This is a genomic window from Vibrio proteolyticus NBRC 13287, assembly GCF_000467125.1.
GTDB classification, from domain to species: Bacteria; Pseudomonadota; Gammaproteobacteria; order Enterobacterales; family Vibrionaceae; genus Vibrio; species Vibrio proteolyticus.
In genome coordinates, this window is record NZ_BATJ01000001.1 from 226015 (window position 1) to 249190 (window position 23176).

The window sequence follows — 23176 nt, forward strand, 5'->3', positions numbered from 1 at the left end:
TTATTCACTATACTCTCCCTCTCATTTATGAGAAATCATTGAAATAATTAATAATTTGCTTGCATGCTAAAAAACAACCCAATATCAAAAAGCACTATTAAAGTCATCATTGCCATTCTCCTGCTGCCAATGCCTATCGTGTTTATGGCGGCTTACAAAGCAGGCTTGATGAGTATTGATGACGGACTGAGCAACATCGCTGACGGGTATGTTCATACCTTAGATGACATTATTGAAGACCTGCGTAGTGAAAATTTGAAAGCATTGCGTCACCCGGAGAACTGCGAACGTATTCAGCAAGACTTGCTGTTCGAAAGTGTCTTACGAGAAATGTTTGTGATCAAAGACCGCAAATTGATCTGCTCGTCCAAACGCGGGGAATCATCCATAGATGTAAGTGACAGGCTGCCAGAAAGTGGATTGCGAGCGGGAGTATTTCTCTATGATTTGGGGCAAGACATCAAAGCCCGGACACTGATCGTGGTCGACGTACACCGAACACAACCGAATATCGGGGTTGTCTCCGGGGTTGAAAAGCAGTTCGTCATTGCTAAGTTAGGCTACACCAATGACAGCCGGGTGAAGCGAGCCGTTATTCGTTCCGGTACACGTTACTTCCCGGTCGATGAGCGTTTTGAATCGGACACAAGACACACGGTGGTCAAGTCGAAAAAATTTGGTTACGAGATTTTTGTTGAAGCCAGTGCCGACTACAGCCGATCACAACAGGGCTTTTTCCTGTTGTCGGCATTGCCGGTCTCGCTGGCGCTGTCTGCGCTGATCTTCATATTAATGATGTGGTCCGGGCGTAAAAACACTATGCTGAGCGACATCAAAAAAGCATTGGCACGCCAGGAGTTCTTTCTGGTTTACCAGCCTGTCGTGGACATCGAAACCAATCAAATTTCAGGGTTTGAAGCGCTGATGCGCTGGATTCATCCTCAAACCGGGTATATCCGCCCAGATACGTTTATCGCGCTGGCGGAAGAACATAACCTGATCAATGAGCTGACCGATTATGTGTTCGACTGTGCGTACCGAGATTGCAAAGATTTGGTGTTTAAACACCGCGTTCACATCGGGATTAATGTGCCGCCTTCTTATCTCAACTGTAAAAACTGTCTGGAAAATCTCAAATTAAATCAGCAGCGTTTTGACGAGCTTAACCTGATCCTCGGGCTGGAAATCACAGAGCGCCAGTTACTCGATAAAGAAACTCAAAGCATACTCGATGATGTGCGTGCACTGGGTATTGACGTTGCCATCGATGATTTTGGCACCGGACATACGGCTCTCTCTGTGATGCAAAACATCCGCTTTGACTACCTGAAAATAGACAAATGTTTCGTTGACACTATAGGTATCGAATCCATCAACGCCCCGGTGCTCAATTCGATCATTGAACTTGGACATCAACTCAATGTTCATATCATCGCAGAAGGCGTGGAAACACTGGAGCAGGTCAAATACCTCACTGCGAAAGGCGTGCGTTTCCATCAGGGTTATTACTATTACCGCCCGATGATGCTCAATGAACTGAAACAACTGATCTGATTTATCCATGGCGCAAATGCCAAGCGCCGTGGATTCTTTGCATCAACAGCTCACCTGACGTTGTTATCAGGATTGGTGGTTTCTTTGATTTATCTCAGGGTTACACTGCCCCTAAGAGCGTTAAGGTAATCGCCTCTGTTCCCTATCGAGGTACCATAATGACTCAGATTAACCGCGAGCGTTTAGTTGAACACTTTATCCAGTTGGTGAAGATCGACAGCGAATCCTGCAACGAAAAACAGATTGGTGAGACACTGGCCGAACAACTGGGTTCTCTAGGATTCAGTGTCAGTAGACTGCCGGTCCCGGAAACGATCTCCAACGGATTCAATCTGTATGCCCGACTGGAAGGGACGCTCAACGACAGCGTGGTGCTGAGTTGCCATATGGACACCGTCAAACCGGGAGTCGGCGTGGAACCGGTCATTGAAGATGGCATTATCCGATCCAAAGGCAGTACGGTTCTTGGTGGCGACGATAAATCCGGCATTGCGGCGATCGTTGAAGCGGTGCGCGCCATCCAGGCAGACAAGCTCGCCCACAAAACCATTGAGATCGCTTTTACCGTCCATGAAGAAGGCGGGTTGTTTGGCTCCCGACACTTCGACATGGCCTATATCCAGTCCGACAAAGCCATCGTGCTGGATACCGGAGGCCCGATCGGCACTATTGTCAACGCTGCGCCCGGCCAGCAAAAGCTGACCGTCACAATTAAAGGCCGCCCCGCCCACGCTGGACTTGCGCCAGAGGAAGGCATCAGTGCGATTGGGGTTGCAGCGGAAGCGATCACTCAAATGAAACTGCTGCGTATCGATGAAGAAACCACGGCAAACATTGGCCTGGTGCAAGGTGGTGGCGCAACCAACATCGTGATGCCAGAGCTGAAAATTGTCGCTGAAGCCCGCTCACTCAATGACACTAAACTCGAAGCGCAGGTCGCTCACATGAGCGAAACATTTAAATCGGTAGCGGCCAAACATGGCGCCGAAGCATTGATTGAGTCCACTCGCGCGTATAACGCCTTCGTTTTGGATGACAATCATCCGCATATCGCATCGATCAAAACCGCCTTTGAAGCCATCGGCCTGACTCCGAAGACCAAACGCACGGGCGGAGGCAGTGACGCCAATAACTTCAATGCAAAAGGCTTAACCACAGTGAACATCTCCACCGGAATGGCCAAAGTGCATACCACAGATGAGCACATTGCTATTGATGACATGGTCAAAGTGACGGAATTTGTGAAACATTACCTGACGCACTAAATCGGTCAGTTTATGAGAGCTGATATCGCACCGCATCAGCTCTCATGGCACGATACTTCGCTAACAATTGCGCCTGAGTGCAATGCTCATCGCCAAAAAATAACCCACCTTCTTGCTTAAGTTGTCCATAATCCTTTTCTAAGGTATTCAGCACATAATCTGCCTTTTGCAGTGTGTAGTGCGTACATGACTTGCCGTGCACATCATCCAGCATATCGAGTAGTGTGGAACGAAACTTTTCCCGCTGGAATAAACGGCGCAGCGCCGATTCCTCCTTCAACGCCTGTCGCCAGTCGTTTAATAACGCATCATGCCAACTCAGCACTGCCTCACTGGCTCCGCGATCAGCCAAACGGCTACGTTTGTCCTGGTAGGCCTCAAACGCACAGGTTTTCTCACAGTGATACAAGGTCAATTGTTCCTGCGCACTCAAGGTGTGAGAGTGCTTAAGCAGATAATCGAAAAAGAACCGGGTTTCAAAACGCTCCACCCCGTGAAACATCGGTGTATCCAGACCGTTACTGTTAAATTCTGTTTTGGGATCAAAACGGTACATATAGCCAAAATCAAACAGCTTAATCTGGCCACTCTGGTCAACAAGCAAGTTACCCGGACATAAGTCCCACTCAAACAGTCCGGCCATTTCCAGCGAACAAATGGTTGAAAATATCTGACGAAAGACGCTTTCATCCAATCGCGATAAGCCCTCCCCCTCAATCCAGGGCGACAGAATCACGCCATGCAAAAAAGAGGCATAACGCGTATCAACGACGTGTACAAAACCGCCCTGAGCCTGTTGTTTGAGGTGGGTAAAATCGCAGCGTCGCTGTACTTCGTTGAGAAATGAGGTTTGCCCGTCAATGTTCTTTACTAGGCTTTGATCACGTTTACGTTTCAGGGTCCAGTTCTCTCCACCCAGATTCAGTTTATAGACCACTGCGGTCAGTCCGGAATCAAACACTTGCTGCACATAATTCGATGCTGATGTGGTTGCCGCCAACGTCACGACATCGATCCCCAAACCGTCGAGTGTACCGATCGATAACTCCTGCCCGCTTTCGACAAATGCCTTCTGCTGGACCTGACGTTTCTGTTCCTGATTCATGATTCTCTCCCTGACAAAACGCTCAATGTAGCGACAAGCAGGGTCTACAATCCGTGATGACGCCTTTGAAATCAGGTCATAAGCACAAAAACACCGGCGCGCGGGCCGGTGCTTGATGACGAAGAAAATCGCTTATTGTTTATCTTTGCCCGAGCCGTCTTTTCCAAACAAACCTTTCATTAACTCCATCGGCATCGGAAATAGAATCGTCGAGTTTTTCTCACCGGCTATTTCGGTCAGCGTCTGCAGGTAGCGCAGCAGTATCGCGTTTGGCTCAGACGCCAGTTTGCTCGCCGCCTCCACCAGCTTATCGGACGCTTCCATTTCACCAGAAGCGTGAATGATCTTGGCTCTCCGGGTTCGTTCGGCCTCCGCTTGACGAGCAATCGCCCGAATCATCGATTCGTTCAGATCGATGTGTTTAATTTCAACGTCAGACACCTTGATCCCCCAGCCGTCGGTTCTGGCGTCCAGAATCGCTTGAATGTCGGTATTCAGCATGTCTCGATTCGCCAGCATCTCATCCAACTCGTGCTGCCCCAGCACAGAACGCAACGTGGTTTGTGCCAGTTGAGACGTGGCCTGAAGGAAGTCCTCCACATTAATGATCGCTTTCTGAGCGTCGATAACCCGAAAATAGATCACCGCATTCACCCGCACAGACACGTTATCCCGGCTAATCACATCCTGAGTCGGAACGTCCATCACGACGGTACGTAAATCCACCCGAACAATTTGTTGAACCAAAGGAATCACAATGATCAAGCCCGGCCCTTTGACGCGTTGAAAACGCCCCAGGAAGAAGATCACACCCCGTTCATACTCACGCAGTATATGGAACATACTAAACGCCAGTAACAACAGAAGAATCACAGCCAGTACTGGGGTCAGCATGCCGCTTTCAATCAGAATTTCCATCATTTTTCTTTGCTCCCCGAAATCTTGGATACTTTCAGAGTCAGGCCATCAACTGCGTTGATCCGGACTGTCTCGCCTTTCTCGACCTGCTCCTGACTCTCTGCCGCCCACCGTTCCCCACTGACTTGCACAAACCCTTTGCCGTTGAAGCTCCCTAACACCTGAGCTTCACTATCGAGCAGCTCTTCCTGACCGCTGACTATTTTTTGTTTTCTCAGCTTTAACAAACGACCGAGTACGAAGACAATGAACCCGCCGGACAGCGCAGCAATACCGTAAATCAGATTCAATGACACTCTGAGCTCGGGGATATCGCTGTCGAGCAGGAATACCGAGCCCAGCACAAACGCCACCATCCCGCTGATACCAAATAAACCGAAACTCGGGATCAGCGACTCAGCCACCAACAAGGCCAGCCCTACACACATCAGGCCAAGACCGACGTAGTTAACCGGTAACAGCTGAAATGCATACAGGGCAATCAGCAAAGAAATCGCTCCGACAATGCCCGAAATGCCGAATCCAGGGCTGTAAAATTCAAGCAATAGTCCATACACACCGATGAGCATCAGAATATAGGCAATGTTGGGATCGGTAATGGTGGATAAGAACTGATTACGCCAATCCGGTTCACGCGGCTCCGTAACAGCTCCCGCCAGCTCCATCACGGTTAACTGATTATTGATTGTCACGCTCTTACCATTCGCCTGTCTGATCAGTTCAGCCGGCGTTTCGACAATCAGGTTAATCACATTCAGTTCTAAGGCTTCAGGAGCGGACAATGTCGCCGCCTCACGCACGGCCTTTTCTGCCCATTCAACGTTGCGTCCGCGCAATTGGGCCAGCGATCGAATGTAGGCAATCGAGTCGTTGAGCATTTTCTTTTCCATGGCAGAGGGCTCTGCCGATTTCTGATCCTCTTTTTGTTCGCCACCACCCGCCGGCCCACTGATGTTCACTGGCGTTGCGGCTCCCAATGTGGTTGCCGACGACATCGCTGCAATATGGCAAGCGTACAAAAGATAGGTCCCGGCGCTGGCAGCTCGGGCCCCCTGCGGATAGACCAGGCACAAAACCGGAATATTGGAGGCGAGAATATGTTGGTTTATATCGCGCAGGCTGGAAACCAGTCCACCCGGCGTATCAATAGTGATAACCAATGCGACCGCATTGGAAAGTTGATTGGCGCGCTGAATCTCTTTAATCAAATAGTCACCGACAGCAGGGCCAATTGCTCCGCTGATTGTCAGTACAGGAACTGTCTTTGTGTTCGCGGACGGTGCTTCCTCAGCGCCGTCCACATACGGACTCGGAATTCCGATGAGACAGCTCAAGATAATCCCGATAACCCACCGATACATCTTATTTGTCCACAACGAGATACCTTATCAGTGTAGCTCATTCTGTATACTCGTCATGGCACAGTGGGCACGTTCATTTATCTATGAAGTAGGCTCAATCCACTTTATGCATTAAAGAAACTTGGGTCGGCGCAGCCAGCCAGTCGATCAGTTTACTGGCCGCTTGACGGGTGTACGCTTGTTGGTGATGTGCGTCGAGATCGTGCTTATCAGTCCACTCCTCATACAAGTAAAGAGCAGTTTGACACTCGGATTCGTGCAGATCAAAGCGCAGGCAGCCCGGCTCGGCGCGAGTGGGTTCAAGAATGGACAGCAGCTCAGCTTTTACTTGCTCAAAATACTGACTTTTGGGCGTGATAGTCGCCATAACAAAAAGAGAAGTGTTGATCATTGCAATACCTTAACTTGATAAGTAAATTTCACTACTGGTTCTTGTAAATCAGCAGTTCTCCTTTGCCGACAGGCACCAAGGAAGTTTGCAGATGCGGCTGGGCCGTAACCCAATCCACGAATTCAGCCAGCTCCTGCTGGTGAGAAACCGCGTTATCACACACCATTAGGCCTCCAGGCTTTAACAGTACGAAGAGTCGTTCGGCCATGGCACAATAGGTCGCGCGGTTGGCATCCAAAAAGATGAAATCAAACGCACCGGACAACTCATTCACCAGCTCAGTAGCATCACCCCGTAACTGCGTGATCTTGTGACTCAACCCGGCACGTTCAAAATGTCTTTGCGCCTCATCCGCTTTGCTTGATAAGAACTCAATCGTAAAAAGCTGTCCATTGGCTGGCAGCGCATTTGCCAGCCACAATGAGGAATACCCATTGGATGTGCCGATTTCAAGCACTTGATTTGATTGCGTTGCTTTGATCAGCAACGCTAAAAATTCGCCTGTATCTCGAGTGATGTTGAGATACTTCTTGGCTCGATCGCTTTGTTGCGCATCGTTTTGCAACCCCACTTGCTCAAGTTCAACCAGCAAATTGCCTAGATTCATGATTCCCTCCACAAGGCAGCCAGAACATTAATAAGCAAACAGTAACATATAAAAATCTGTCATCAGCAGGCTTTTTGTTCTTAAATCACACTCACTTAACAAACAGAAAGCCAACTTAATGATTAGCAACAACAAAATTTCACTTTATTGTGCAAGTTCATTGACCTTCCCCTTAGGGAAAGGTCTATACTTAGTTTCTCTTTGAATGGATATGTTGTTATGCCTAAGTACTCTCTTCGTACAATTTGGATGACGTTGCTGACTGTGCTGGCCTTTTTAGTGTCTGGCGTATCATCAGCTGATCCAAGCATGGCATTTCAAATCTCATCCTCTGCACATCATCAGTCCATGATGTCGTCCCCGAGTACAACCGACCATTCGCCCAATGCGCATCACTCGATGGCAAAAAGCAATGGTTATGGCTGTGATGGCTGGTCCGGGTTACAAGACTGTTGCAACGTTACGTGTATTAGTGCTCTTGCCACCTTGCCTGCACCGATAACCAGTTTGACGCGCTCACACCTGCGCGCGCCCGTGCCTCACGATCTGCCTGCGATAAAAATCAAACGGCAAACCACACTCTATCGCCCCCCTATCGTCTGATTTCTTTTCAATCTGATTGTATTCCGTTTCCTTTAACACTTTAGAAACGGGTGTTTTCGCCTGGCCTGAATTCGTTCACGCCTCACGATTGATGGAATCTACACGTGAAAATCAAACCATCCATACTCGCTATTGCTGTGAGTGGACTGGTTGGGTTGACGTCTGCGCCACTGGCTGCTTCAGGCAGCGTACGTACGGCGGTACAACAAGACGTGCCCGCACACCAGCCCATACTCAAGCAATGGATTGAACTCGCGCTGGAAAATGATGCGAGTCGCAAACAAATCTACGCTCAGGAGTTATCCCTGAGGGAAACGGCCATCGCCAATGCCACACTGATGGATCCGAAACTCAAAGTCGGTGTCGGCGGCCTGCCCGTCGACAGCTTTAAATTTGATGACGATCCGATGACAAACATCTCGGTCGGATTGATGCAACAGTTTGAGCGAGGCTCAACACTTGATCTCAAACAAAAGCAAACGGGGCAGCAAGCCGATGCCATGCAACTGCAACGCCAGACACGTGAGCTCGAGGTCGCGAACAGCATGACCCAGCTTTGGCTTGAGCTGGGTTACCAGCAACAAGCCGAACGCATCCTGCGTGAGAACCTGCGCCTGATGAAAGAGATGGAGCGCTACATTGCGACCAACTATCAGCTCGGGAAGAGTGACACTCAGGATCTGATTCAAGCTCAACTGCAAGTGAGCAAGCTGGATGAAAAACTGCTTGCCAATCAACAAATGCAGCGTCGTATCCAATCCCAGTTGTCCGAATGGTTAGGTCCCGCCTGGCTCAGCAATCAGGCCCGGATTTCCGCCAGTAACACACTCGACTGGCCTGATCTGGAGGCCAAGTTACGCCAATCTGACGGCAACCAGCACTATGCTCTGCTAAACCAGCACCCCATGCTAAAAATGGCCGATGTGGCCGTCGCCACCAGTCAGACTCAGGTCGAACTGGCTGAGCAGGCATACACACCTCAGTTTGGCGTGGAAGTCATGTACGCCTATCGGCAAGCCAACAACATGCGAGGCGAACCCGCGTCGGATTTAGTCAGCGCCTACCTGACACTGGATATTCCGCTGTTTACCGGCAATCGTCAGGATCGCCAGCATGCCGCCGCGCAATATCAGGTTGGTGCCGCTAAATCCAACAAAGACCTGCTGCTGGCACAAATGAACGCCAAAGTGAACGCATTGCTGGTCGACAAGAATAACCTGGAGCAACGTCTGGAACGTTATCAGGACACCTTATTGCAACGCGCTAAAGAGCGGACCCGGGCCGTAGAACGCGGTTACCAGAACAACACGGCTCAGTTTAATGACGTGCTCACCGCCACAGCCGATGAGCTGGCGCTGGATCTGGAAAAGCAGCGGTTGTTAACGGATCTGAACATTGCTAACAGCAATCTGGCTTATCTGCTAGACGCATTTGGCTATCAAGTGAACCAACCCGATCTGTCACCGACTGCCTCATCTGCTCAGGAGCGCCAACAATGAAAACAATCACTATCACGACACTGGCACTGACCGTCGGTGTTGCACTCGGCTTTACCGCCAACCAATTTCTGCCAGTTGGGCAGAGTGCCGCCTTATCCGCCAGCACCGCGTCTTCATCAACCGATGAACCACTGTATTGGGTCGCTCCAATGGACCCGAACTATCGACGAGATAAGCCGGGGAAATCGCCGATGGGCATGGATCTCATTCCTGTGTATGCCGAAGATCAGGCCAACAATACACAGGCGGCGGGCACGGTCACCATCAGCCCCTCGGTGGAGAACAACTTGGGCGTCAAACGAGAAGCAGTAAAAAAGGCCTACCTTGCGCCGCGTATCGAGACTGTCGGCTATATCGCTTTTGATGAAAGTCGATTATGGCAAACCAACGTGCGTGTGGCTGGCTGGGTCGAAAAACTGCACATCAATGCGGTCGGCGAGAAAGTCCAACAAGGTGATGTGCTCTTCACTTTCTATTCACCTGATCTGGTCAAAGCGCAGGAAGAACTGCTTAATGCTTACCGGACGGGCCGTAGCGGCCTTATTAAAGGCGCCACTGAACGGCTAGTATCGCTTGGTGTCGACCGCGAACAGATCCGCCAGATCGTAAAAAGCGGTAAAGCTCAGCAAACCATCGCCATCAAAGCCTCCGCAGATGGCATTATCGCCAGCCTCAATATTCGCGAAGGGGGGTATCTGTCGCCGGCTCAGACGGTGATCAGTGCCGGCCCGCTTGACGATGTCTGGGTTGATGCCGAAGTGTTCGAGCGCCAGGCTCACTGGATCACATCCGGCAGTCCGGCCACCATGAGTCTTGATTCTCTTCCAGGCCAATCATGGCAAGGCGAAGTGGATTATGTCTACCCTATTCTGGATCCACAAACCCGCACATTGCGCATGCGGCTGAAATTCCCTAACCCGGATGGGGAACTCAAACCGAACATGTTTGCTGGTATCACCCTGCAACCCAAATCTCAACAATCGGTGCTCACCGTTCCACGCTCAGCCGTTATTCACGCAGGTGGCATGAGCCGTGTCGTGCTGGCAGAAGGTGACGGCCAATACCGCTCTGTGCGCATCGAAACCGGACGAGAAGCGGATGACCGTGTTGAAGTCCTTAAAGGGCTCGAAGACGACGACATTGTCGTGACCTCCGCACACTTTATGCTCGACTCAGAGTCGAGCCAGTCTGCCGATCTGTCACGCATTGATTCTGGTAACGACGCAGATGCCTTGAACAATACCGCGTGGGCCAAAGGAGAGATCACCGACGTGATGGCAGATCACCGCATGCTTACCATCCGCCACCAACCGGTGCCACAGTGGGACTGGCCGGGCATGACCATGAACTTTCAGGTAAACGAACAGGTTGACCTCTCGACTCTTGGCAGAGGTCAGGCCATTGAATTTGAGATGGCCAAAACCGATGCCGGCCAGTTTGAAGTTATTAACGTGAAAGCGGACCACAGCGTGCTGGCTGCGGAAGTCTGGGTGACGGGAGACATCACCATGCTGATGGCCGATTTCGGCATGCTCACACTGAAACATCAGCCAGTCCACGAGTGGCAGTGGGACGCAGGCGTGATGAACTTTTCGGTGGCCGATGACATCGATTTGTCCGCGTTCAAAGAAGGTGAAACGGTTCGGTTTCTGATCGCTCGCAGCGGCTCAGACTACACGCTGGTTGATATTGAACCGGCAATTCAGGGAGGCAAGTAATGATTGCAGCCATTATACGCTGGTCGATCAACAACCGTTTTCTGGTGCTGATTGCGACCCTGTTTCTGACTCTGGGCGGTTTATACAGTGTCAAGAACACCCCCGTCGACGCTCTGCCGGACTTATCGGATGTTCAGGTGATCATTAAAACCAGCTATCCGGGGCAAGCGCCTCAGGTGGTTGAGGATCAGGTCACCTACCCACTCACCACCGCGATGCTCGCCGTTCCAGGAGCCGTCACGGTGCGAGGTTATTCCTTCTTCGGCGACTCATACGTATACATTATCTTTGATGATGATACCGACATGTACTGGGCGCGCTCGCGGGTACTGGAGTATCTCAGCCAGGTCGCCCCTAAGTTACCACCGAATGCCAAGCCCACGCTCGGTCCCGACGCAACCGGTGTTGGTTGGGTTTACAGCTATGTGTTGCAGGACAAAACCGGTCAACACGATCTGGCCCAATTGCGCAGCTTGCAAGACTGGTTCTTGAAATACGAACTGCAAACCGTGAGCGGGGTGTCTGAAGTCGCCACAGTCGGTGGCATGGTCAAACAGTATCAGGTACAAATCGATCCGGCCAAACTGCGTGCCTACGATCTGACGCTACAACAGGTCAACAACGCCATACAAAATGGCAACCAGGAGACGGGTGCGTCAGTGGTTGAAGTGGCCGAGGCTGAACATATGGTACGTACCACCGGCTATCTGCGAAATGTCGACGATATCCGCGCGCTGCCGTTGAAAGTCACCAGCAAAGGTACTCCATTGCTGCTTGGTGACATCGCCGACATCAATCTGGGGCCTCAAATGCGTCGCGGCATCTCTGAATTCAACGGAGAAGGTGAAGCCGTCGGCGGTGTGATCGTGATGCGTTACGGCGAAAACGCCAGTGACGTGATCGCGGCCGTCAAAGACAAACTTTCCGAGTTGCAGCGCAGCCTGCCTGATGGCGTGGAAATTGTCTCGACTTACGACCGTTCAACGCTGATCAACGCCGCCGTCGACAACCTTTGGAAGAAGTTAGCCGAAGAGTTCATTGTGGTGGCGGTCGTGTGTGCTCTGTTTTTGTTCCACATACGTTCGTCGCTGGTGATCGCACTCAGCCTGCCGGTCGGTATCCTCTCGGCTTTCGTGGTCATGCACTGGCAAGGTATCAATGCCAACATCATGTCACTCGGCGGGATCGCCATCGCCATCGGTGCTATGGTCGACGGGGCTATCGTGATGATTGAGAACGTTCACAAACACATAGAACGCACCCCGTTGACCGACAAAAACCGTTGGCAGGTTATCGGCCGTGCGGCTGAGGAAGTGGGAGCACCACTGTTTTTCTCACTGCTTATCATCACGTTGAGCTTTGTGCCGGTTTTCGCACTTGAGGGACAAGAAGGCAAAATGTTCTCGCCTCTTGCCTTCACCAAAACGTACGCAATGGCCGCCGCTGCAGGCCTGGCAATCACACTGGTTCCTGTATTGATGGGGTACTTTATCCGCGGAAAGGTACTGCCAGAGCACAAAAACCCGGTCAATCGCGGCCTGGTGGCGCTCTATCGGCCACTACTGAACCTCAGCCTGAGCTACCCGAGATCGATGCTGATGCTTGCTCTGGCCCTGATGGCGTCTGCGTACTACCCCATCAGTAAAGTGGGCAGTGAGTTTATCCCACCACTGGATGAGGGCGACCTGATGTACATGCCGACTACCTACCCCGGCATATCCATCGGTAAAGCGCGCGAATTACTGCAACAGACCAACAAACTGATCAAGACCGTACCCGAAGTAGCGACCGTGTGGGGAAAGATTGGCCGCGCAGAAACGGCCACCGACCCCGCGCCATTGACCATGATCGAAACCGTCATTCAGCTCAAACCAAAAGAGCAATGGCGTGACGGCGTCACTACTGACGATCTCAGGAAAGAGTTTGATCAGTTGATTCAGTTCCCAGGGCTGACCAACGCCTGGGTCATGCCAATAAAAACCCGTATCGACATGTTGGCAACGGGGATCAAAACACCGATCGGGATAAAAATTGCCGGACCAGACCTGAACGTGATTGAGCAAATTGGCGCCGATCTCGAACCGATTCTCAATCAGTTAAACGGGACGGCGTCGGTGTATGCCGAGCGTGTCGCTGGTGGACGTTACGTCACGATCGACATTAACCGCCGTCAGGCGGCGCGGTATGGGTTGAATATCAGAGATGTCCAACAAGTGATTGCCACCGCCGTGGGCGGCATGAATGTCGGAGAAACCATCGAGGGACTCGAACGCTACCCAATCAATGTGCGTTACCCGCAAAACTACCGTGATTCGGTCGTCAAACTGCAGAATCTGCCGCTGGTAACGCCAAATGGCGCTCGCATCGCACTCGCAGATGTGGCTGACATTCGCTACGAAGACGGTCCACCGATGATCAAAACCGAAAACGCCCGTCCGAACGGTTGGGTCTTTGTCGATATCGATGGTCGAGACCTAGGTTCATACGTCCATGAAGCGCAACAAGCCGTCGCGGCACAACTCGATATGCCATCCGGTTATTCTCTGACCTGGTCTGGTCAATACGAATATATGGAGCGCGCCAAAGCGCGCCTGAGTGTGGTAACGCCAATCACACTCGCCATCATCATGTTGCTGCTCTACTTCAGCTTCCGCCGTGTTGGAGAGGTGCTGATCATTATGGCGACCCTGCCACTGGCAATGGTGGGCGGTCTTTGGCTGATGCATTGGCTGGGCTACAACTTCTCTATTGCCGTTGGTGTGGGTTTCATCGCACTCGCCGGTGTTGCAGTGGAAATTGGCGTCATCATGCTGGTGTATCTCAATCAGGCATGGCACGCGCGCAAGCTGCATGCGCAGGAAAATCATCAACCGCTGGAAAAACAGGCACTGATCGATGCTATTCGTGAAGGAGCCGGGTTACGCGTCCGTCCGGTGATGATGACCGTGAGCACCGTCATCATCGGCCTTATCCCAATCATGTATGGCGAAGGCACAGGTTCTGAGGTCATGCAACGCATCGCTGCCCCGATGATCGGTGGTATGGCGTCCGCTTTATTACTCACCCTGCTGGTTATTCCAGCTATTTTCAAACTATGGAAGAGCCGGGAAGTCCGGCCAACCAATCCAACTCAATCGTCACTCTCGGATAAATAAGGAATTCAACAATGAAAAAAACACTACTGACTCTCTCTCTGATCATGGCCGCAAGCGGTGTTATGGCTGACGAGCATATGCAGATGAACCATGACAGCATGATGGACAGCGGCACCATGCACGAATCAATGATGGATAACAATAAAATGGACCACTCACAAATGATGAACATGGAAGGCATGTCGGATGTGGGCATGCCTGCCGCTGGCGCCAAGCCGGATAAAGTGATTCACGTGATCTTAACGGACGACATGAAAATCACCTTTAAAGAAGATATACAGATCCAGCCTAACGATGTGGTGCAGTTCGTGGTAATGAACACCGGCAAAATCGATCACGAGTTTTCCATCGGCTCGAACGCAGAGCAGTTGAAACACCGCGAAATGATGCGTCAGATGACCACAGGGCACGCTCACGATTCAGGTAGCACGGTCACCGTGCAGCCAGGCAAAGCCAAACAGCTCACCTGGCACTTCCACGGCGATAACAACGTCGAGTTTGCCTGCAATATTCCAGGGCACGCCGAAGCTGGCATGGTTAAGGATGTGGTTCTGAAATAACTGACAAAGCCCCGGTTACGGGGCTTTATTTAAAATAAGGCGTCAGTCACGAGACAACTCTCGACACATCTAGGGTGATGATGGGTGTCAGAAACTGGAGATCAGGGTTCGCGGACACCAATTAGAATTCTATAAAGGCTGTGCCGTCTCATGCAGATGACGCCATATCACCTGATCACCTTTCCCCAACTCAAACACAACAGTGGAAAAACGCAGCGTGGAACGTTGCCCTGGCAGTTGTTGTCGTTCTTGGTACGTCACGCAAGCCCCTACTTCACTCTCCGTAATCAAACGCATATTATCTATTTTAATCTTCAGCCCCGGTTTCGCTCCACATTGCGCCTGAAAAAACGAAGTTAGAGACGTGTAATTAAGCTGGGCACCGTCAGGTGTTACCATTGAATAAGCCGGGCTGAAACGTGTTAACAACTCTTCACACACTTGTGTAGGACTCCTGACGTCGCTAAGCCAACAGCAAATCAAATCGTGTGCATCTAAGATTTCTTGAAAATAACGGTTCATCATTTCTCCTTATTTAATATAGGTATCACACCGGAATTCATTATTCGTAGGCTGAGTAACACAGGAATGAAGGCACTAACGGCCGCCAGAGCAAAGCACAGTTGATATGCCTGGAGCTGGCGAATTCCTTGCATATTGAGTAACACACTCAGCAGCAAGCTAATTAACGTGACCCCAAAACAGAAACTGAGCTGACGGTTGATGTTCCACAGTGCACTAGCATCTGCCAGATCGCCATCATGCACTTGAATAAACGCCAGGCTTTGCGCCGCACTACTGCACAGACTTCCTCCGAATCCCATCAACGCATAAGAGATGAACGCAAAAACAACGTCGTCGGCGCTGCCGACCAACATTAATAATCCAATGCCCCACCCCTGCACCAGGCTACCAACGATAAACAACGGACGCGGTCCAACTTCATTAAAGTGTTTACCCGTCAGAGAGATCGCAGCAAATGCGGCGAGTGCCCATGGAAACATCATCGCTCCCACTAAAGTGGCATGAATCCCCAGTAGATCTTGCAAATACAACATCGCAATCAGGCTGACGCCAGTGAAAATTCCCGGAACGAGTTGATAGATCAGCATCGCGGTATGCAACATCGGGTCCTTAATTAGGCGTAGGTTCAGCAACGGCTGTCGTTTACGTAACGAGGCGATTACATACCAGACCATCAGCAATATACCGAAGGCCATTAACGTTGTGCCCAAATTCAAACGTTCGCCTTCACCCATATACGTCAGGCCCAGCAATATCAGAGTTAATGCCGCACTGCCTGAAATAAAGCCCCTCACATCCAGCGGTTCGATATCAGTAGTGAGTACATCACGCTTCAACCAGGCCAAGGCAAGAAGCAATGAAAAAACTGCCAGAGGCAAGCTGGCTCCAAATACCCAACGCCAACTAACATTGTCTACCAGCACACCACCAATGGCCGGAGCGAGCGCTGGCGCCAGCAAAGCAACCAGCATCACGGCAGAAGAGAGCTTTGCCCGCTCATGGTTGCGATAAAGTACATAGGTCATTGCCTGACCAACTGGGATCAACAACCCTCCCCCCAGACCTTGAACTACACGCCAAAGAATAAGTTGTTCAATTCGGGCAGCACCTATTACTCCCAAAGTACCGATAATGAAGATAATCAATGAGAGGATAAACAGGCGTTTGGATCCCATTCGTTTTGCCAACCAACGACTCAAAGGAATAACTAACGTTAACCCCAGAATGTACCCATTACTCACCCACGCCAGCTGACTCACTGATGCATTCAACTGCCTGCCAATATCCGGATAAGCAACATTGGCGATAAACATGTTAAGCAAATCGATGAAAAAACCCAGCAGATAAACGCTGGCGACACGCACCCGATAACTCATATATTTCTCAAGGAAAACAACATAATGGGTGTAGTATAAATTCAGGAAAATAAAGATAAATCCACGTATTGCAGTTACACTGTCAAGAATATTTTGACAATAATCCAAGAAAATTAGGTGGAAGCATGCTCAATATGCAACGTTTGGAAATATTTGTGGCAGTCGTGAAAACCGGAAGTTTTACTGGCGCGGCAAATACACTGGGACTGACTAAAGCTGTCGTAAGCTTTAATATCAAGCAGCTTGAGCAGGAATTAGGGGTTTCCGTACTTACACGCAGTACACGAAAGGTGGCGGTCACCGATGCAGGTGAACATTTTTATTGGCGCTGTCAACAACTGTTACAAGATGCGGAACAGCTTTTGGATGATGTCCGCAGCGATCATGCAGGTCTGAAGGGTATCTTACGCATTACCACAACGCCTGAATATGGCCCCCGAATTGTAGTGCCAGTACTATCAACCTTCTCAGTGTTACACCCTCAACTGCGCATCCAACACGTTTCGTCATCACAAAATGATGACTTGATCACTGGACGTTTCGATGTCGCGATACGCCTTGGTCAATTGACGGATTCCACGCATCGCGCAAAGCTGATTGATCAGTTCGATATTTTACCCGTCGCTTCAAAAGAGTACCTAACAACATATCATGACCACGGCATCGCCGACCTGAAGCAATTACAAAGTGCACACTGGCTTGCACATAGCCGTCTCTCCACACCGTTGAGCTGGGACGTCACAACACCTGCAGGTGACAACGTGCAATTCAGAGCAGATACGCCTTCCAAGATTATGGCTGACAGCGCCGCTTCACTACTCGAATTTGCTCGCAATGGCGCAGGCGTTGCTCTACTGCCCGCTTGGCTGGTGCAAGAAGACATTACCAATGGCTCGTTAATCCGTTTGTTGCCTGGTTATCGCTTTCCCAAACAAGGTATCTACGCGCTTTATCCCAATACTCGCCATGTGCCTGAAAAAGTACGGACATTTATCGATTTCTTGCAGAGCCAGGTCGAGAAGTCTCACTGATCAGACTCAACAAACGTCTGTTTGCCATTCAACGAAAATGCCGACCTCCTCGCACAACAAATCAACGAACTGTTAACAAACACCGGTAGTAAGTCGTTTTATTAGTTAACTCACATCGACCCAACCGTTGTTGTTCAGTTTTCGGGGACACAGCTGATTAATAGCCGCTTTTTTGTTACCGGGCAAAGTTCAATTAATCCGATGATGACTCCAATTAGCGACACGATCATTCGATTTAGTCTGCTTTTTTACTCTAAAGTTATTGGCATTTGTGCAGATACAGTATCGATACGTCACGTCTAATTTCGCGGGACACTTTTTACAACAGTGGTTTCATCTCTAAGCGTCATAGGCTTAACAGAGTCCTAGCTTTAGACATCAAAATAAAATTGCGTTGAGACAATCAGAATGAAAAGAATAATCCTATTAGCCGTCTGCGCCATGTTCGGCATTGCTGTCGTGGCCAGTATGGCATCAACTTATCTCATTTCGAGTCAGAAAATCGACGAGATCATCCTTAACAAATCCCAGGTTCAAGCTGAGTTTCTGGCAAAGAATGCCAGCTACATTCTGGAAAACTCAGACAATCCGATTCAAGATCTTCAAACATTGGTTGACGGATTAAAGCAGCGCTCTGACGTGAGCTATGCCATTGTCATCAATAAAAAGGTGGCCGCCGTTGCACACAGTGATAAGCAAAAACTCAACAAAGTTTATGACGACGATTATACCGTTGCTGGTGCGACCAAAGGCGTGCAACAGTATTCAAAATGGTACGCTGACGTACAACAGGTATGGGTGTTTGACATCATGGCCCCTATCTACGTCAACGGCCAGTTATACGGAACGTTTGATATCGGTATTCCGATCACTGAAGTCAGCCAGGCGACCAACGGAATTATTACTTATCAACTGACCTCCATGGTTGCGATCTTTGTACTCTGCGTCATTGTGCTTTCACTTCTGTTGGGCAAATTAATGCGCCCTCTTTCGGTACTAAAGAATGCATTGCACGAGATTTCTCAGGGAGATGGTGATTTAACCGTCCGGCTACCAACCAAAGGCAACGACGAAGTCGCGCAAATATCTGCGGCATTTAACGTGTTTGTCGGTAAAGTTCACGAGATCATCACGCAAGTTGTCAATACCGGTGTCGAATTGAACAGCTCGGCCATCGCACTGCGCGAGCAATCACAGCAAGCCTTGGCAAGAGGACAAGAGCAGAACGAACAGACGATGCTGGTGGTGACGTCCATGAATGAAATGATCGCCACCGTCAATGAAATTGCCTCAAATGCGGCCGGTGCAGCAAATGCTGCTGGCACCGCGACCAATGAGACGCAAGCAGGTTACAAGACGTTGGAAAGAACAACGACAGCAATGACCAACCTTGAAACCGAAATGAACAGTACGTCAAACATCATTGCCAGTCTTGCAGACAACACACAGTCGATCGGGACCATCCTTGAAGTGATTCGGGGGATCTCTGAACAAACGAACTTGCTTGCGCTGAATGCTGCAATTGAAGCGGCACGTGCTGGTGATGCCGGGCGTGGTTTTGCGGTGGTTGCAGACGAAGTCCGTAATCTCGCGACAAAAACGGCACAATCGACAGACGAAATTAACACCATGATCAACCAACTGCAGAGCGAAGCGCAAAGTGCAGTGAATTCAATGGGCAACAGTAAATCGTTGATTGAGGAAGGCACTACCGAAACAGAATTGGCCAGACAAGCGCTGGAAGAGATCTCAACTCAAGTGATGACCATTCTGGACATCAACACTCAGGTCGCAACAGCAACTGAACAACAATCCACCGTGGCCAATGAGATCAATATGAACATGGATACCGTCAGCCACTCGGTGAAAGGCTCGTTAAGCGCCAGTGAACAGCTGGAAGAGTCCAGCCAACGCCTCGCTGAGCTGTCTAGAACACTCGACCGTCATGTTGGGGCATTCAAAATCTAGCAAGGACGTTGTCCAAATCTAAATCCGCTTGCCGATTGAAGAGCCAGCAACGCAACGTTGCTGGCTCTTTTATCATGAAAAACATGTGCTATCGCTCAACACATCACACGCCGTTTTCGCATAAATGACCGTGTTATCTAATGCTCCGGATAGAGCCGCTTTGTTTCCATGCTCTGCGCTCCCTTGTCACTGAGCCGATATGGTTATTTCTTGTATTTTCTATACAGGGACTCAATGGAGTAATCAAATAGCTCTTTGAGCTGTTGTTTGGCTTCGGGTATCGACATAACATCAAAGTTTTTGGAGACCGTATTGCGACCAAATAGATTCCAAAAGCTCGACTTTATGACAACGTCTAAGTCAAGAATCCCCTTATCAACATCGATTGGCGTAAACTGGAACGTAGCGTATTTGTCCTCCTCATCACCAAAGACAAAGAAAAAACCGCCACCCTCTCCTACTTTGTCAAACCATTCCATTTCTTCTGCCCAGGGATAGTTGTCAATGACGTCGCAGGCTTCATGATAGGTCGAAACAACTTTGTCATGATTCACGAGTTCGGGGCCATCAACCCGATGCTGATAAAACACTTTAACGCTCACACTCTCTCCTCTTCACGCAACAACGGATTCTTTCTTGTTTATTCAGTGCTGGCGTACCGCTTAGTCCATATCACCACTTACGCTCAGATAGTGTCACACCTCGACATACGAAACAACACCCATAAGCATGTAACTCCTTGACTTATCAAACAGAAAACCCTGAAAAACGATTCGGTTTATCAGGGCAGGCATTAAAACGACTAGTAAACGATGAGCGGTAATCAGAAGACTTTCTTAATTGCCGCTTCTGCACATTCAACATCCAGATGGCCGCCAGGAGCGCCACCTACACCAATAGCACCAATGAACGTCTCATTGAGTTGCAACGGAACGCCCCCTGCCAGAAACAGCAGATTGTCATCCATATTTTGCAGTGGTTGCATAATTGGCTTTTCAGCAACCAGCTTCATCAGATTACCTGACGGTTGTTTCATACTGGCAACGGTAAACGCCTTCTTACGCGAGCTATCCAGCGTGTGGATACCGGCACCATCAGAACGAAGCTGCGCCAATACCTGACCCGACACATCGACTACCGTGGCAGAAACTTTGTACCCTTTCGCTTCACACTGGTTGACCGCATCCTGAGCCAGCAAGAATGCACTCTTAGATGAAATTTGTGTGACGGACACGGTATGAGATTGGTTGGCAGCCAACGCGTTGCCGGACAAAGCCAGAAAACTCATAGAAGCCGTCAGTAACGTTAATTTGATGTTTTTCATGTTCACTCCTGTCATAGGTTGTCTTATTCAGCAGTAACATGCTAACGAATCGTCTATTACCGCAGACTTTCCCCAACATTACGAAGATGTAATGTTGGTTATATTCAAACCCGGTTGTTGGTAAAGTGTGAAGTGAGTTGAGTTGGTGGCAGAGAATGACGGGAAAACCATGAAAATATTATTAATTGAAGATGATGCACACATCGCACACTTTCTAACCAATGGTTTTCAACAGGAAGGCTGCGCCATCACACACGTCAACAACGGCGTCGATGGCCTGTATCAGGCCGTGAGTGAATCCTTCGATGTCATTGTGTTGGATATTATGCTGCCACAAAAAGATGGTTTTGAAGTCCTGGCCCAACTTCGCGGAGAAGGCCACACCACACCGGTACTCATTCTTAGCGCCAAGCATTCCGTGGAAGAGCGTGTTAAAGGTCTGCAGTCCGGTGCGGATGATTATCTGGTCAAGCCATTCGCCTTTCCTGAGCTCATGGCACGCTGCCAGTCACTGACACGCCGAGGCAAGCAGCAACAAACCAATCCGCACGAACTGAGCTATGGCGAACTATCTCTTGATTTGCTCAGACACTCGCTCAAACGTAACGACATCCCCGTGCACCTTAATCAGCGTGAATTCATGCTGATTAAGCTACTGATGGAACACCCGGAAACAGTCATCACCAAAACGGCTATTCTGGAATACGTTTGGGGCCACCAGTTTGACCCACAAACCAATGTGGTCGATGTACTGGTGTGTCGTCTGAGAGGGAAAGTGGACAAAGGTTTTGAGCACCCGATGATTTATACACTGCGGGGAGTCGGCTATGTCCTCAAATCACAACATTGAGCAAGCGCTGATTAAAGCGCGGCGCACTCTACTGCTGCGATTTATGTCGTTGTTATTGCTCTGTTTGCTATTGGTTGAACTGATCGTCGGTACCTTGTTCTTTTTTGACTTGTACCGTACGGAGAGAAAAATTCTCAGCTCCATGGCGACCGAGTATCAACGTATTCTCACCTACGATTCCGCCGAGCGTCTGGTGCATGTTTTAACCGCGAACCCACACCGCCTGATTGAAAACAACATTGCCGCCTTCGCTGTACCGACAGGAGATCTGAGTGTGCCCCGATTTATTGCTGGTGATGGAAATATACCAAGACGTATTGATCTGTCGACCTACACCGCAGACAACCAATCCTGGTTCAACGCCTTCGTATTCAGCCCGTTCATGTCATTGAAAATAACCGGTGAAAACCAAGATTTTTGGCTGATTCTGGATAACAAAGCGCGCTACACCATCGCCTACAAACAGTGGTTGATGACCTTCTACGCAATGCTTGTCCTGATTGGCATCACCACTCTGTTCACCCGACGCATCATCCATCGCGCGATGTCACCACTAGTGACGTTGGGCGATATGTTACACAAATTACGTCACGGCAATCTGGACATCGCCGACCCACCACGTGATGACCCTCAAGGCCTGAGTGTAATCAGCGCCAGCGTTCATGATGCGATTGCGCAGCTTCATCATGTCACGACGACCCTGAACACCACGGTGGACGCCATTGCTCACGACATCCGCACGCCACTATCAAGGATCACACTTAGCGCCCAATCGGCGTTAACGGATGAGAACAACGCAGACAAAACCCAACATGCCCTGGCTGACTGCGCCGAATACGCCATGCAAGCGAGTAACATGCTGACTGCATTGATGAAATTGAATGACGAACTCACTGGGAAGCAGCAAGCACAATACGAGGCCACCGACCTCCATCAGGTCATGCATACTGTAGTCAGCTGGTATGAAGATGTGGCTGACGAAAAGCAGATCGAATTGCGCGTTACCACCGACGAAGCACTGGTAGTACAGTCTGATCCGGACAAACTGACCCAAGTGCTGGTGAACCTGGTTGATAATGCCATCAAGTACACACAGCCTGGCGGTCAGGTTACGCTCAGCGCCCAACGTACCGACGATAACCAGATAAAGATTCAGGTCACGGACACCGGAATCGGTATCGCCCCCCAATATCAGGCTCTGATCTTTGAGCGTCTGTATCGTGTGGATACAAGCCGCAGTAATGTTGAGGGTTATGGCCTCGGACTTTCTCTCGCCAGAGCGATGACCGAGAATTTAGGTGGTCAGTTGAAGTTGGCGTCGCAGATTAATCAGGGTTCCGTGTTCACCATCCTATTGGATCAATAA

At 49.9% G+C, this 23176-nt stretch carries 20 protein-coding genes; 11 read left to right on the forward strand and 9 right to left on the reverse strand.

All coding sequences use genetic code 11. The features are described 5' to 3' along the window. Positions 1–63: 63 nt before the first annotated feature. Complete coding sequence (locus tag VPR01S_RS00990) at positions 64–1554, forward strand: EAL domain-containing protein (protein WP_021703416.1); 1491 nt, start codon at positions 64–66, stop codon at positions 1552–1554. A 158-nt stretch (positions 1555–1712) separates the two neighbouring features. Beyond that, on the forward strand, positions 1713–2819 hold the full coding sequence (locus VPR01S_RS00995; protein ID WP_021703417.1) for a M20/M25/M40 family metallo-hydrolase: 1107 nt from the start codon (positions 1713–1715) through the stop codon (positions 2817–2819). Between the two features lie 10 nt (positions 2820–2829). On the opposite strand, the gene VPR01S_RS01000 is transcribed toward VPR01S_RS00995, so the two are convergent. The 5 genes from VPR01S_RS01000 to VPR01S_RS01020 all read right to left on the reverse strand — a co-directional run bounded on the left by VPR01S_RS01000 (position 2830) and on the right by VPR01S_RS01020 (position 7201). Beyond that, on the reverse strand, positions 2830–3924 hold the full coding sequence (locus tag VPR01S_RS01000; RefSeq protein ID WP_021703418.1) for an AarF/UbiB family protein: 1095 nt from the start codon (positions 3922–3924) through the stop codon (positions 2830–2832). Between the two features lie 132 nt (positions 3925–4056). Then, positions 4057–4845, reverse strand: coding sequence for a slipin family protein (locus VPR01S_RS01005; RefSeq protein WP_040902091.1), 789 nt, complete (start codon positions 4843–4845; stop codon positions 4057–4059). Next, positions 4842–6203: an NfeD family protein gene (locus VPR01S_RS01010; protein ID WP_040902093.1), complete on the reverse strand. Its 1362-nt coding sequence runs from the start codon at positions 6201–6203 to the stop codon at positions 4842–4844. The genes VPR01S_RS01005 and VPR01S_RS01010 overlap by 4 nt, the downstream gene beginning before the upstream one ends. Before the next feature lie 94 nt (positions 6204–6297). Then, positions 6298–6594 (reverse strand): putative quinol monooxygenase, encoded by a 297-nt coding sequence (locus tag VPR01S_RS01015; RefSeq protein ID WP_021703421.1) that lies wholly within the window; start codon positions 6592–6594, stop codon positions 6298–6300. A 31-nt stretch (positions 6595–6625) separates the two neighbouring features. Further along, positions 6626–7201 carry an O-methyltransferase gene (locus tag VPR01S_RS01020; protein ID WP_021703422.1) on the reverse strand — a complete coding sequence of 192 codons (576 nt, stop codon included), beginning with the start codon at positions 7199–7201 and terminating at the stop codon, positions 6626–6628. Between the two features lie 219 nt (positions 7202–7420). Between VPR01S_RS01020 and VPR01S_RS22575 the strand changes: the two genes are divergently transcribed. From VPR01S_RS22575 to copI, 5 genes are all read left to right on the forward strand, one after another. After that, a complete protein-coding gene (locus VPR01S_RS22575; protein ID WP_156008611.1) occupies positions 7421–7804 on the forward strand; it encodes a hypothetical protein in 384 nt (127 codons plus the stop codon). 104 nt (positions 7805–7908) lie between these two features. After that, the gene (locus tag VPR01S_RS01025; protein WP_021703423.1) at positions 7909–9303 is read left to right on the forward strand and encodes a TolC family protein; all 1395 of its coding nucleotides are present in this window, start codon (positions 7909–7911) and stop codon (positions 9301–9303) included. Further along, positions 9300–11021 (forward strand): efflux RND transporter periplasmic adaptor subunit, encoded by a 1722-nt coding sequence (locus VPR01S_RS01030; RefSeq protein WP_021703424.1) that lies wholly within the window; start codon positions 9300–9302, stop codon positions 11019–11021. The genes VPR01S_RS01025 and VPR01S_RS01030 overlap by 4 nt, the downstream gene beginning before the upstream one ends. Then, positions 11021–14176, forward strand: a complete 3156-nt coding sequence (locus tag VPR01S_RS01035) for an efflux RND transporter permease subunit (RefSeq protein ID WP_021703425.1) — start codon at positions 11021–11023, stop codon at positions 14174–14176. The genes VPR01S_RS01030 and VPR01S_RS01035 overlap by 1 nt, the downstream gene beginning before the upstream one ends. Positions 14177–14187: 11 nt before the next feature. Continuing rightward, entirely contained in the window at positions 14188–14736 is a 549-nt protein-coding gene (copI, locus tag VPR01S_RS01040) for a copper-resistant cuproprotein CopI (RefSeq protein ID WP_021703426.1), read from the forward strand. A gap of 129 nt (positions 14737–14865) precedes the next feature. On the opposite strand, the gene VPR01S_RS01045 is transcribed toward copI, so the two are convergent. Together VPR01S_RS01045 and VPR01S_RS01050 are read right to left on the reverse strand one after the other, a co-directional pair. Next, entirely contained in the window at positions 14866–15258 is a 393-nt protein-coding gene (locus VPR01S_RS01045) for a hypothetical protein (RefSeq protein WP_021703427.1), read from the reverse strand. After that, a complete protein-coding gene (locus VPR01S_RS01050) occupies positions 15258–16637 on the reverse strand; it encodes an MFS transporter (protein ID WP_040902095.1) in 1380 nt (459 codons plus the stop codon). Before VPR01S_RS01050 ends, VPR01S_RS01045 begins: the two co-directional genes overlap by 1 nt. Positions 16638–16762: 125 nt before the next feature. Between VPR01S_RS01050 and VPR01S_RS01055 the strand changes: the two genes are divergently transcribed. Then, positions 16763–17668, forward strand: coding sequence for a LysR family transcriptional regulator (locus tag VPR01S_RS01055; protein WP_021703429.1), 906 nt, complete (start codon positions 16763–16765; stop codon positions 17666–17668). Between the two features lie 408 nt (positions 17669–18076). Continuing rightward, positions 18077–19636: a methyl-accepting chemotaxis protein gene (locus VPR01S_RS01060; RefSeq protein ID WP_040902099.1), complete on the forward strand. Its 1560-nt coding sequence runs from the start codon at positions 18077–18079 to the stop codon at positions 19634–19636. A gap of 203 nt (positions 19637–19839) precedes the next feature. Here the strand turns inward: VPR01S_RS01060 and VPR01S_RS01065 are convergent, their stop codons facing one another. Both VPR01S_RS01065 and VPR01S_RS01070 read right to left on the reverse strand, forming a co-directional pair. Beyond that, entirely contained in the window at positions 19840–20238 is a 399-nt protein-coding gene (locus VPR01S_RS01065; RefSeq protein WP_021703431.1) for a hypothetical protein, read from the reverse strand. A gap of 221 nt (positions 20239–20459) precedes the next feature. Then, complete coding sequence (locus VPR01S_RS01070) at positions 20460–20960, reverse strand: GlcG/HbpS family heme-binding protein (RefSeq protein ID WP_021703432.1); 501 nt, start codon at positions 20958–20960, stop codon at positions 20460–20462. A 169-nt stretch (positions 20961–21129) separates the two neighbouring features. On the opposite strand from VPR01S_RS01070, the gene VPR01S_RS01075 reads away from it, so the two are divergent. Next, positions 21130–21810, forward strand: a complete 681-nt coding sequence (locus VPR01S_RS01075) for a response regulator (RefSeq protein ID WP_040902179.1) — start codon at positions 21130–21132, stop codon at positions 21808–21810. After that, positions 21788–23176, forward strand: coding sequence for a sensor histidine kinase (locus VPR01S_RS01080; protein WP_021703434.1), 1389 nt, complete (start codon positions 21788–21790; stop codon positions 23174–23176). The genes VPR01S_RS01075 and VPR01S_RS01080 overlap by 23 nt, the downstream gene beginning before the upstream one ends.